The organism is uncultured Bacteroides sp. (assembly GCF_902472605.1).
Classification (GTDB): Bacteria; Bacteroidota; Bacteroidia; order Bacteroidales; family Bacteroidaceae; genus Phocaeicola.
Genome location: NZ_CABROP010000007.1, coordinates 50,588 through 64,190 on the forward strand (window position 1 = coordinate 50,588; position 13,603 = coordinate 64,190).

Annotated in this window: 9 protein-coding genes; all 9 read right to left on the reverse strand. The window is 46.0% G+C overall.

The annotated features are described in order from the left end of the window. Positions 1 to 15 precede the first annotated feature (15 nt). The 9 genes from RDP42_RS02860 to recQ all read right to left on the reverse strand — a co-directional run bounded on the left by RDP42_RS02860 (position 16) and on the right by recQ (position 13,488). A complete protein-coding gene (locus RDP42_RS02860) occupies positions 16 to 1,092 on the reverse strand; it encodes an HlyD family secretion protein (protein WP_308762450.1) in 1,077 nt (358 codons plus the stop codon). A 23-nt stretch (positions 1,093 to 1,115) separates the two neighbouring features. Beyond that, positions 1,116 to 2,453, reverse strand: a complete 1,338-nt coding sequence (locus tag RDP42_RS02865) for a TolC family protein (RefSeq protein WP_308762451.1) — start codon at positions 2,451 to 2,453, stop codon at positions 1,116 to 1,118. 284 nt (positions 2,454 to 2,737) lie between these two features. Then, positions 2,738 to 4,792: a DNA mismatch repair endonuclease MutL gene (mutL, locus tag RDP42_RS02870; protein WP_308762452.1), complete on the reverse strand. Its 2,055-nt coding sequence runs from the start codon at positions 4,790 to 4,792 to the stop codon at positions 2,738 to 2,740. Then, positions 4,789 to 5,085 carry a hypothetical protein gene (locus RDP42_RS02875; protein WP_303913301.1) on the reverse strand — a complete coding sequence of 99 codons (297 nt, stop codon included), beginning with the start codon at positions 5,083 to 5,085 and terminating at the stop codon, positions 4,789 to 4,791. Before RDP42_RS02875 ends, mutL begins: the two co-directional genes overlap by 4 nt. 3 nt (positions 5,086 to 5,088) lie before the next feature. Further along, positions 5,089 to 6,822 (reverse strand): OstA-like protein, encoded by a 1,734-nt coding sequence (locus RDP42_RS02880; protein ID WP_308762453.1) that lies wholly within the window; start codon positions 6,820 to 6,822, stop codon positions 5,089 to 5,091. Between the two features lie 15 nt (positions 6,823 to 6,837). Then, entirely contained in the window at positions 6,838 to 8,196 is a 1,359-nt protein-coding gene (locus tag RDP42_RS02885) for a peptidylprolyl isomerase (RefSeq protein WP_308762470.1), read from the reverse strand. Between the two features lie 75 nt (positions 8,197 to 8,271). Further along, positions 8,272 to 9,534, reverse strand: a complete 1,263-nt coding sequence (locus RDP42_RS02890) for a peptidylprolyl isomerase (RefSeq protein ID WP_308762454.1) — start codon at positions 9,532 to 9,534, stop codon at positions 8,272 to 8,274. 118 nt (positions 9,535 to 9,652) lie between these two features. After that, positions 9,653 to 11,128, reverse strand: coding sequence for an IMP dehydrogenase (guaB, locus tag RDP42_RS02895; protein ID WP_204473724.1), 1,476 nt, complete (start codon positions 11,126 to 11,128; stop codon positions 9,653 to 9,655). A 176-nt stretch (positions 11,129 to 11,304) separates the two neighbouring features. Beyond that, a complete protein-coding gene (gene recQ / locus RDP42_RS02900; protein ID WP_308762455.1) occupies positions 11,305 to 13,488 on the reverse strand; it encodes a DNA helicase RecQ in 2,184 nt (727 codons plus the stop codon). Positions 13,489 to 13,603 lie beyond the last annotated feature (115 nt).

The window sequence follows — 13,603 nt, forward strand, 5'->3', positions numbered from 1 at the left end:
ATGAAAACGTGACACTCACAATTTGGCCTTGACGACCACCATCATTCCAGCTGCCAGACGGGCATTATCTTCCTCGGACAAATCCGTGAAATCGATGCGCACTGGAATGCGCTGCTGAATTTTGACAAAGTTGCCGGCAGAGTTGTCGGTAGGTACCAGCGAATACTTGGAACCAGTGGCTCCGGAGATAGCCGTAATCTTTCCGGTAAACTCCCGGTCACTGAGGGCATCGATGGCAATCCGTACCTCCTGCCCTAACTTCAGGTTTTCCACCTGTGTTTCCTTGTAATTGGCCACTATCCATTTCTGACTATTCGGCAGAATATAGGTCACACTTTGTCCGGCAGTGATGTACTGTCCTTCTTCCAAGGCCCTTCGCCCCAGTTTCCCGTCACAAGGAGCCAGCACTACGGTATACGACAGGTTCAGGCGAGCCATCTCCAAAGCTGCTTTTGCCCGCTGTATGGCAGCCTCCGTACTCTCCTTCCGATTAGATACCTCCTTGATACCCGACATCGCGGCCCGCTGCTGGCGTCGGGTAGCTTCCAGTTTCTTGCGGGTAGCCTCGTATTCCGTTTCAATCTGTTCCAGCTGAATCGGAGTAGCCGCATTCCGCTTTACCAGGTTCTCGTAGCGCTGACGGTCTTTTTCCAGCTTGGCCAGACGAATCTCGATTTCAGCAATCGAAGCCTCATAGACCGAAGCCGTGGTCTGCGTGGTCTGTAAGGTGGCATCCATCACGGTAGCTCCCGCCATCGCATCTTTCAGTGCGGCCTCTGCCTCCATCACCCGAATCCGGTATTCCCGATCGTCCAACACCAGGAGCGTATCTCCTTTATGCACTTGCTGATGCTCGGTAAAATAAATTTTCTTGATGTATCCCGATGCTCTCAGGTTTACCGGAGAGATATATTGTTCCACCTGTGCGTCGTTGCTCGTTTCCGTATGCTTGTAGTCCAGAAACATGCAGACCACTTCGACCACTCCCCACAAAAGGAGGGCAATTCCCAAAAGACTGGCTAAAATCTGGCGACGACGTTGTTTTTTTAATTTCAAGGCTTTTTCCTGAAGCGTATGATTGGAAGTTTTCATATACAAAATAGTTTAAGAGTGAATCAATGAGTGATATTTGTCTGAAACAAGCGGTCCAATTGTCCGGTCAGTTTCAGCAAGGTCAGGTTGGCCACCTGATAATTATAGTGTGCGCTGAGGTAATTGTTCTGTGCCTCGCTCATGCGCATTTCGTCCTGAAGGACTTCCGTCATGGAAGCGATACCCTCCCGGTAGCGGTCAGTCGTCACCTGATAGACCTCTTCAGCCAGCAGGTAATTGTCTTTCTGCTTCTGGAAATTACGCTGGTTGTTCATCAAGTCGTTCGTGGCATTCAGATACTGCGTCTCCATGTTCTTCCGCATATTCTCGTAGTTCAGCCGGGCGTTCTCCTCGTCAATCCGGGCCTTCCGGATGCGCGCCCGCTTGTCCAGTCCGTCGAAAATCGGCACACGGAGAGTCAGCCCCAACCCGCTGGACGGATACCAGTGATTGGAAGGACCGGAATGAAACCAATGCCGGGCCTTGTCAGTGTAGGCAGAATACATCCAGCTTCCGGTCAGGCTCAGCGAAGGAAGATAACCTTGACGAATCAAATCTTTCTGCTGTCCGGCCAGTTTCTCCTGCGACTCCAGCAGCTGTAATTCATACAAGTCACTGCGAAGTCCGGTCAACGAAACCGACTCCACTTGTTCCGGATTCACCGGCGTCAAGGCAATCTCCTCTTCCGCCGGATAGTCCATCACGTATTTCAACAGGTTCAGTTGCTGCACCAGCATCGACTTCGCATTATCATACTGCACCTGCAGGTTCTCCAAGTTAATGTTGACCCGCTTCACGTCCACCTCCATGGCCATGCCGTTGTCGAAAAAAGCCTGGGTAATGTCGCGCAACTCCTGCAACCGCACCCGGTTTTCCTGAATCAGGGCCAGCTGTTCCACCGTGTTCTGCCCCAAGTAATACATCTTACTGATTTGCAGCATCAAGTCCTCCCGAGCTTTTTCATACGACAGGCGGTTCAACTCGTTCATCGTACGGGCTATGTCAATGGCGGTGTACACCGTCTGGTTGTAAAGCGGCATCTGCAACTGCAAACCTGCCGACGCATTGTATTGCAGCGTCTTGGTCACGTTGTAGGGATTGCCGTATGCCGAACCGTCGGTAACTGATACGGGAGGATTAAAGTTATCGTTAAACCCGGCTACCGCACTGACTTGCGGCAACAACTTTGCCCGGTTCTCGCTGAGCAGATGCTGGGCTTTCCGCAGTTCGTTGCGACTGCCAGCCAACGAAAGATTGTTCTCGATGCCTATCCGCAGGCATTCTTCCAACGTGAGTGTGCGCTGCGCAAAAGCAGGTAACCACGCGAACAAGGAAGTTAAAATGACTACTAATTGCTTCATGTTTTTTCGTTTCTTAATCTGAAGCAAAGATAGTCTGTCAGGTACTTACACGATTATTCAGAAAAGAGGAGGGACTGTTCAGATTTTCCTTTTTCATCTCATTCTTTCCCCCCAAAAGGCTCTTTGTCCCTCTTATACAAACAAAAAAATCCCTCTATTTTCCACCTTACCTCTGCGGCAAAGTAAAAATAGAGGGATTTCTCTTTCAGCAACTACACTCTGTTTTACGATGTAGTCTGTAAATCTATGTACAACGGCCTTCTTTACATTCTCGGCCGTACACCTTACTTGAACATCTTTTCCAAGTCTTCTTCTTTCAATACTGCCAGCACGGTCTTTCCGTCGGGCGTATAGTTCGGAGTAGACACCGCAAACAAGTCATCTACCAGCCGGTTCATTTCTTCATCGGTCAGAATCTGCCCCGGTACGATAGCAGCAGCTTTTGCCAAGGAAAGGGCCAGCATGCTCTGCACTTCCTCCTTCACCTTACAGCCCTTTTCGATGGCCGTATGTACCATATCTGTCACCAGCTTCTCGGGATTCAATCCTTCGATACCTGCCGGAATCCCATTGATGGCATAGGTTCCTCCTCCCAGACTACTGAGTTCAAAACCCAACGCGTTCAGGTCGTCCATAAATTCCTCAAGTACCGGAACTTCAGACGGCGAGAAATGTACCATATCCGGGAAAAGCATCCGCTGAGACGCATTCTTCCGGTTTTCTATCTGCGCCATATAACGGTCGAAAAGAATCCGCACATGAGCCCGCTGCTGGTTGATAATCATCAATCCAGACTTGACTGAGGTCAGTATGAAACTGGCTTTATACTGATAATGACGCATGGAATTCTCCAGCGGCACTCTTTCTTTGTTTTCCTCTTCGGCTGTCGACAGCATGGATTCGGCCGATGCTTCTTCCCAGTTCGTCGTTTCTAATGGCTTCGGTTCTTCTTCCACCGTATCCGACGGCTCCTCGTGCGACCGTTCCAGCCCTTCAAACAATGGTTCCCATTCTACCCGGTTTTTATGTCCTCCAAACGAAGGGGTATAGTTGCCGTTCCGTCCAAAATCGGGTACCGATTCCCGCCGGTTCATCGATGAACGTACGGTAGTTTCCCGTTCACTCGAAACGGGTTTCCATTCTTGTCCTTCCTCAAAAGAGGGAGAAGCTTCTACCCTTCCACTGGAAGCAGAGGAATAAGTAGAAGGAGGCACAGCCGAGGTGTTGAACGGATTATAAGAAGGATCAAAGCTGGTAGGCGGAGGAGCCACACTATAAGGAGAATTTTCAAAGGCTGGAATATCCGGCATACCTTCCGTATCGAAATCGATGGAAGGTACTGCATTGAAACGGCCTAAGGTTTCCTTCACCGCCGCAGAGAGTATCTGCCATACGGCCTGTTCGTTTTCAAACTTGATTTCCGTTTTGGTGGGATGAATATTGACATCGATATCCGAAGGAACCACCTCAAAATAAATAAAATAAGAAACCTGCTCTCCTACCGGAATCAGGTTGTCGTAGGCACTGGCCACCGCCTTATGAAAATAAGGGTGCCGCATGTACCGTCCGTTCACAAAGAAGAACTGACGAGCCCCTTTCTTACGGGCAGATTCCGGACGACCAATGTATCCGTGAATCTTTACCATCGTGGTATTGATGTCCAATGATAAAAGTTCCTGATTCAGTTTTTTCCCGAATACGCCCATAATCCGCTGACGCAATGGGATAGCCGGCAGATTCAGCATCTCCGTACCGTTATGGCTCAATACAAACGAAATGTCGGGATTCACCAATGCAATCCGTTCAAATTCGGCCACAATATTACTCAGCTCTGTCTGATTGGATTTCAAGAACTTCCGGCGGGCAGGTACGTTAAAAAACAGGTTCTTCACCGAGAAATCACTGCCCTGCTGACATGCCACAGGCTCCTGCTTCTCCACCTGAGAACCAGAAATCTGAATATAAGTACCCAAGCCGTCCCCATTACAGCAGGTTTTCAGTTCCACCTGTGCCACAGCCGCAATGGAAGCCAGCGCCTCTCCCCGGAACCCCATGGTATGCAGGGCGAACAAATCGGCCGCTTCCCGGATTTTAGAGGTAGCATGACGCTCAAAAGCCATTCGGGCATCCGTTTCCGACATGCCCTTCCCGTCGTCAATTACCCGTATGCAGGTTTTCCCGGCATCGGTCACCAGTACCTCGATATTCTTGGCACCGGCATCGACAGCATTTTCCACCAGCTCTTTAATGACAGACGCAGGACGTTGTATCACCTCACCGGCTGCAATCTGGTTGGCTACCGAATCCGGCAACAAACGGATTACATCTCCCGAGGTCATAATGTAAATTCTCCTGTAATCAGATAATGTAAAATATAAAGCAACACTACAATCGCCACAAACATGACTCCATAACTCAGAGGTTTACGTCCGCTTTCCTTGCGGCGTTTCAGGTACGTCGTTCCTTCCACGAACTTTCCACGAATGTCTTCCGGATCAAATTCCTTGGGAGGAAGCATTCCCAGTTCACGTTTCGCAGTATCTTCTATTTTCTGCAATTTTTCCTTGCGCTCATCCACGTAAATATATTCATGGTGATAACCGCGAGGCTTTCTCATTGTAAACATTCCCATATCTTATTCCTCCTTCTTATTTTCAAACAAACGAGCATTCGGCAAGACTACCGGTCCGCGTACACTCTTCTTCAACTGGTCTTCCACTCGTTTACCGCGCCAGTTGAATATATCGGCCTTATCTTTCGGACGGATATAATCGAACCAAACAAAATTCTCCAACCGGTCTTTCCCTGCCGGAATCTGTGTCATCGGATACAGTACCCCGTTCGATTTCGGACTCATCACCATCCGTTCGATTTTCTTGTCCTGCAGATAAATTTCCAGCTTACTGGTCTCCGACACGTTCATACCAATCAGCGTACTGTCGGAGTCCATCGGATAATATACCACCCGTACGGAGCCTATCACTTCAGTCTTTCGCATGTCTCCGCCCACAAAGTAAGATTTCATCTCCTTTCCGGTCACTTGATTGTACAAGACGGAGTCTATTTTTTCAACCGAAAGTGCCTGACCAATGATGTGCGACCAGTCGATGGTACTATCGTTCATATACACTTTTATCTCTTCGCCCAGAAGCTGCTGGTTTTTGTTCCAGATAATTGGATCACGATACATGGTCAAACAACTGTCTGTCGTAGAGAATACCAGTGAATCGGCCACTCCCTGTACATCTGTACGGTAAAAACGTACCTTGTGGAAGGCCCGCATTTCACGGTACATGGAATCCGTATCCATGTGGAAGGTTTCCATCAACAACGTATCCGCATGCAAGAACAAACTGTCGCCCTGTGAATAATCAATGGCCACAGCACTGTCGGTCGCAAAGGCATACCCTGTCTTTTCATTGTAGAAACCATATTCACCCGTCAGCATATTCCGATTGACTGTATCTGTCATCACCATCCGACTGAATGCTTCACCGACTCCGGTATTGCGGTCATAGAAAAGCGTGTCTCCCGTCAGTTGCTTGCCTTGATTGGTCAGCACAGACCGATCATACAAGTCAGCCTTTCCAGTTACCGTATTATAAACACCTTTTTCTGAATAAATATGATTAGCATCACTCCAGATATCCGAAGGCCCCACGATGTCGGCAATCTTAGAAGCCGTATTGTAACGCAAAGTATCCGAGGTCAGCGTGAACTGCGGATTGACCAGCTTCACATTGTAATTGAAAACGGACTGCTTGGTCTGCGGACTGTATTCTCCCCATTCAGAGGTCAATACGTTCTGTTCGTCCATCATGGTTCCTCCATCGAAGAAATACCCCAAGTTATATACTCTATCATAGTTCAAGCTGTCTGTCAGCAAGGTAGTCGTACGGTTTTCCATCCGTACATTGCAACGCATCTCCGCAATCTGAGTCAGTCCGTCATAGTACAAACGGTCACCATAGAGAAACAAGGTATCCCCCTGTACCATCTTCACATTACCAAAAGCTTCAAAGCTGCTGATTTTATCATAATAGCATGCACTGTCACAATACATATACACACTGTCATGGCGGAACTCCACATTGCCGGTCACAATCTGGGCATCCGGATGCTGGGCATCTTTCCGCAGCAAATCGGAGTGCAACAAATACACCTTGCTTTTAGCTGCCGGACGCTTGGATTCTCCTTTCTGCTGGGCAGTCTTTGCCGGAGCTTGTTTTTTTTCCTGCTTCACCGGATGCTGAGGAACAGAAAGTCCTCCCTGAGCTGAAAGGCTCAGTATGGTCAAACAAAATGCCACAACCGGCAGGAGACGATGCATCCTTACACGGCCTGATTTTTTATCTGTATCCTGTTTCATGTGCAGGTATTCTCATCACTGTTTAATCCATCCTGGATATTTGAAATCACACTTACGCCAAGACGGATTGATTCGTACATACGTATTTTTCTGTTTCTCTACAATCCATTTCTGCAGTTTCTCTTCACTACGGTTAGCCGTTACAATATCCTTCAAACGCTGATAGTCTTCAGAGATAGTGGCTTTGTGTCCATCAATACGGTTTTTCAATTTTACAATGGCACACACTTCCTTACCTTTGGCATTAATCATAGTAAACGGCTGGGAAACCTCTCCAATCTGCATGCCTTCTACGGTCTTGGCCACTTCCTGTGAAACCAATCCGGCCAGCTGTTGCATTTCAAAACGAGAAGTAGAAGTCTGAGGATTAGCCAGCAAACCGTGGTTGTTACGGGTATCTTTATCCTGAGATACCCAAGTAGCTGCCTCATCGAAAGTCACTTTTCCCTTGCGGATATCATTGGCCAGCGTGTCCAACTTGTTCAGTTCCGCCTCAATATCCTTTTCGTCTACACGTGGTTTAATCAGGATATGACGGTAACTCACACGGTCACCACGCTTTTCAATCAGTTGGGCAATGTGATAACCATATTCAGTCTGGAAAACCTTTGAGATTTTCTTGGGGTCTGTCAGGTTAAACACGACATTGGCAAATTCCGGGGTCAACTCTCCACGTCCCGTAAAACCATATTCACCTCCACGACGGGCAGAACCCGGGTCTTCGGAATACATACGGGCCAAGGTCGAGAAAGTCGTCTCTCCCTTATTGATACGATCCGTAAAATCACGCAGTTCTTTCTTTACACGTTCAATTTCTTCTTCCTTAATCTTAGGTTCACGTGTAATAATCTGTACTTCCACCTGTGTAGGTACAAACGGAATACTATCCTGCGGTAGACGACTGAAATAGTTTCGCACTTCTGCCGGAGTCAGTTTGATATCTCCCACAATTTTCTTCTGCATTTCCTGTACGGTCAGCCCGTCACGGATATTCTCACGTAACATCTCTCGGATTTGTGTGGAAGTCTTATTATAGTATTCTTCCATTTTTTCTTTCGAACCAATCTGTTCTGTCAACCAGGCAATTTGGGTTTCTACCTTCTGCAATACTTCCTGGTCACTCACCTCAATACTATCAATTTCCGCCTGGTGAAGGAACAGTTTCTGCACTGCCAGTTCTTCCGGTATCACGCAATAAGGGTCACCGTCAAAACGGCGGCCTTCATACTGTGCATTCAAGCGTTCATTTTCTACATCCGATTTCAGAATGGCTTCATCGCCGACAACCCACACCACCTCATCAATTACATTATCTTGTGCCATAGTGGGGACTATTCCTGTCAAGGCAAATAAGAAAGCCAAGACACCAGTCATGATCAATTTATTCATTTTCTGTCTATTTGATTTGTTTGGTCCGTTACATTACAAAGGACGAAGATACGGCATTAATTACTTTTTTCCGCTACAATTAACGGTTTTTAAAATGTCTTGGTTTATTTCTATTTGGAAATTTTGCTTTAACTCTTCCATTTGTGATTTTTCAATCGACAAACGATAATCACGTTGCACTTCTGCCCGCACATCCTGGAATTCTTCAGGCCTTTTCTTCAGACGTTTTCCCAAGATAAATGTATAAGGTAAGTCAGTCCGAGGCGTAAAGTGTCCGCATTTAAAAGCCAGCTTATCCACATAAGGATTACTTCCTATCTGAAACAACCCGGTTACCACCTCTGCCTCCAAACCTGGATTTTCTTGGAAAGCTACAGCAACTTCTTTCGTCCATTCCCCCAATGGTAATTTTTTCAACTTCTTTTTCAACTTAGAAGCGGCCTTCTTATTCAGGCAATGCACCACTCCCCCTTTGAAGTGGGGAAGTTCCCATGCATAATCTTTTTTATGCGCCTCAAAATAATTCTGCAAGTCCTGATCGGTGACACTCCCTGAAGATCCTCCGATATGACGTTTGTCCCAGTAAGCCGCCAACAAGCCATCGGTCAAGGTCTGTTTCCATTCCGACTCCTCTCCATCCGATTCACCGACTACTTCCGCCATCGTATCATCCGAGTTGGGGTATACGTCTTGCTTGCAATCCAATAAACGAACCACGTGAATACCCAATGGAGAAAAAAACGGAGCTGAATAGGCATTCTTCTTCAAGGTATCCAACCGTTCCGAAAATTCTTTTACCAGACATACTTCCGGAATCCATTCTCCATCCAAATAAGGCGAAGCCTCCACCAAGGGATAATTCCGTGCGACTGTTTCAAAGTCCGCTCCCCCCTTTAATGCGGTATACACAGAATCCATGCTTTTCCGGGCCTGACGCTCCTGCGCAGCCGACACATGCTGGGGTAACAAAATCGATATCTGACGAAATTTTACCCACTTCATGGAAGCAGACTGCAGGTTTTTCTCTCCCTTAGCTTTCCCTAACTCACTTTGCAACGCATTGCATTGCAACCGAAAATCGGGCAACGTATCCCATCCTTTCTTTCTGGCATCGGCCACTTTCAGCTTATAATACAAAAAATGAGGCAAAAAACGTTCGGCTGAGATACCATTTACGGCATGTATCCGCGCATAATAATGTTCAAATTCTTTCACAGAGGTGGCTTTTCCATCAATCCGGAACACAACTTCCCGCTCTTCTGCGTGAGCAGACAGACAAGCCCCCATCAGCAGATACACACACCACAACAGGATTCTACGCATGACTAACCTTTATTTATACTTCATCAAACAAAAAAATCATTCCAGCCGTCAGGCAAGTCATTACGACCTGACTGACGTTCAGAATGATTATATGCGAATAAATTCAAAGAATCTTTATTTACTGAGGACGGCTGTAGTTCGGCGCTTCACTCGTAATAGAGACATCGTGCGGATGGCTTTCCAATACTCCAGCATTGGTAATACGCGTAAACTTCGCATTATGCAATTCCATGATATTGTGTGCACCGCAGTAACCCATACCGGCACGCAAACCACCTACCAGCTGATAAATCACCTCATACAAAGAACCTTTATAAGGTACACGAGCAGAAATACCTTCCGGAACCAGCTTCTTCACATCAGTTGTACCGCTCTGGAAGTAACGGTCTTTTGAACCATTTTCCATGGCTTCCAATGAGCCCATACCACGATAAGATTTAAACTTACGTCCGTTGAAGATAATAGTGTCACCCGGAGATTCTTCCGTACCGGCTACCAAAGAACCGATCATCACACTGTAACCACCAGCGGCCAATGCTTTTACCACATCACCAGAATAACGCAAACCACCATCTGCAATCAAAGGAACACCTGTTCCTTCCAGTGCTTTTGCCACATCGTATACTGCGGTCAGCTGAGGAACACCCACACCGGCTACCACACGAGTGGTACAGATAGAACCCGGACCGATACCTACTTTCACGGCATCCGCACCTGCTTCTACCAGCGTTTTGGCTGCTTCACCCGTAGCGACATTACCTACCACAATATCAATATTGGGGAAGCGTTTCTTCGCTTCTTTCAATTTCTCAATCACATACATGGAATGTCCGTGAGCCGTATCAATCACAATGGCATCTGCTCCAGCGTTCACCAACGCTTCCATACGGTCGAAAGTATCATTTGTAACCCCTACACCGGCAGCCACACGCAAACGACCTTTAGAGTCCTTGCAAGCCATTGGTTTGTCTTTTGCTTTTGTAATATCTTTATACGTAATCAGACCTACCAGTTTTCCAGCTTTATCTACTACCGGCAGTTTTTCAATCTTGTTTTCCTGCAGAATTCTGGAAGCAGTTTCCATATCCGTACCCGGTTCAGTGGTTACGATATTTTCTTTCGTCATCACCTCATCAATGCGTTTGTTCATATCTTTTTCAAAACGCAAATCACGGTTGGTAACAATACCTACCAGGTAATTCTCATCATCCACTACAGGGATACCACCAATCTTGTATTCAGCCATCAAATCAAGTGCATCCTTTACCACAGAACCTCTCTTAATGGTGACAGGATCATAAATCATACCATTCTCAGCACGCTTTACAATAGCTACCTGACGAGCTTGTTCCTGAATAGACATGTTCTTATGGATTACACCGATACCGCCTTCACGAGCAATCGCAATGGCCATCTGTGCTTCGGTAACCGTATCCATGGCTGCAGTTACAAACGGAATTTTCAACTCAATGTTGCGTGAAAACTTAGTCGTGAGTTCGACTGTTTTAGGTAATACTTCAGAATAGGCCGGAATCAACAATACATCATCGTAAGTCAATCCGTCCATTACAACTTTATCTGCAATAAATGACATAGGGCTTTATGCTTTAGATTTTATTGCGTGCAAATATACGAATTTTATTCAGATTTAAACCTACAGTTAACATCTTTTTAAAAAGCCAGTTTATCACTCAAAAAAAAGCAGCGGGTCAGTGTGTACACACACCAACCCGCTGTAGAATATCTTAAAGAAATACTTTATCTCCTTTATCAATTGGCCATCTCAGAAATAAACTTGATACGTACCAATCGGATTTCATCTTCTGTATAATCATCACCCAATTCATCCATGGCATCATCAATCTTGTCCGTAGTAGACTCCTTGAAATAATCATAAATATCCTGCATATGGTCTTCATCCATGATTTCTTCCAAGAAATAATCGATGTTCAGCTTGGTACCTGAATAAACAATGGCTTCAATCTCATCCAGCAGTTCGCTGAACTCAATTCCCTTTGCCACCGCAATGTCGTCCAATGCCACTTTACGGTCGATGCTCTGAATAATCGAAACCTTCAACTTTGATTTGTTGGCTACCGTACGTACTCTCAAATCCTCCGGACGGTCGATTTCGTTCTCGTCGCAATGTTTCTTGATCAGTTCACAGAATTCCTGGCCGTAACGTTTCGCCTTGCCGGCACCTACCCCCGGAATATTCTGCAACTCTTCCAAGGTTACCGGATAAATCGTGGCCATTGCTTCAAGAGAAGGATCCTGGAATATTACGTAGGGAGGAACGTCCAGCTTCTTCGACGTCTTCTTCCGCAAATCTTTCAGCATGGAATACAATACTGGATCGACTGCGCACGAAGCACCACTCCGCATCGGAGTTTCATCCACTTCTTCATCATCAAAATCCGCATCTTCTACAATTTTGAATGACTTCGGCTTTTTCAAGAACTTATGCCCTTCGGGCGTCACTTTCAATAAGCCATAGTTTTCCACATCCTTTGTCAAGTAACCGGCTATAAGCGCTTGACGAATAACTGCGTTCCACAATCGTTCATCTTCCCCCATTCCTGAGCCGAACACTTCCAAATCTTCATGCTTATGAGCCAGCACTTCAGAAGTTTCCTTACCTAACAAAATATCAATTATATAATCTTGCTTAAAGTTTTCTTTTACAGCAATGATTGCTTCAATCACTGCACACAATGAATCCTGAGCCTCCACTTGTTTCTTTGGATTTAAACAGTTATCACAATTACCACAATTATCTTCCGTATATTCTTCACCAAAATAATGCAACAATATTTTTCTTCTGCACACTGAAGATTCTGCATAGGCGGCTGTTTCCTGTAACAACTGGCGTCCTATTTCCTGCTCCGAAATCGGCTTTCCCTGCATGAACTTCTCCAGCTTCTGCAAGTCCTTGCTTGAATAGAAAGTGATGCACTGACCTTCGCCTCCATCACGTCCGGCACGTCCGGTTTCCTGGTAATATCCTTCCAAGCTCTTCGGCACATCGTAATGAATCACAAAACGTACATCCGGCTTGTCAATTCCCATACCGAAAGCAATTGTAGCTACAATCACATCGATATCTTCTTTCAGAAACGCATCCTGGTTGGCATTTCGCGTGGCAGAATCCATTCCTGCATGATAAGCACGGGCCTTTATTCCGTTGGCCAGCAGAATTTCCGTCAGCTCTTCCACCTTCTTGCGGCTCAAGCAATAAATAATGCCCGACTTTCCTTCGTTCTGCTTGATAAACTTGATAATGTCCTTATCTACATTTGCCGTCTTGGCACGTACCTCATAGTACAAGTTCGGACGGTTGAAGGAAGACTTGAACTCTACCGCATCCGTCATGCCCAGATTTTTCTGGATATCCATTTTGACTTTCGGAGTAGCAGTAGCCGTCAGTGCAATGACAGGCGCTTTTCCGATTTCATTGATAATCGGACGAATCCGACGATACTCCGGGCGGAAATCATGTCCCCATTCCGAGATACAATGTGCTTCATCTACCGCATAGAACGAAATCTTCACGTGTCTCAGAAAATCCACATTCTCCTCTTTGGTCAAAGATTCGGGCGCCACATAAAGCAATTTCGTCTTTCCGGCCAAAATATCCGATTTCACCTGATCGGTAGCCGATTTGGTCAGTGAAGAATTAATGAAATGAGCAACTCCATCTTCTTCACTAAAATTACGCATGGCATCCACTTGATTTTTCATCAAGGCAATCAACGGTGAGATCACAATAGCAGTTCCGTCCATCAGCAAAGAAGGAAGTTGATAACATAATGATTTTCCCCCTCCCGTAGGCATTAAAACAAATGTATCCTTTCCAGATAATAAGTTCCGAATAATCGCCTCTTGGTTCCCCTTAAAAGTATCGAATCCAAAATACTTTTTAAGTGCTGCTGATAAACTGATATTTTCCGCCATTGTCCTTTGGATTTAGATGTTTATTGATTGTAAAAATATTGTCTCCGTGTGTAACAAAGTTATAAACAACTTTTCATATTACACAAATATTTCGGCGAATATTTCATCGGAAGTT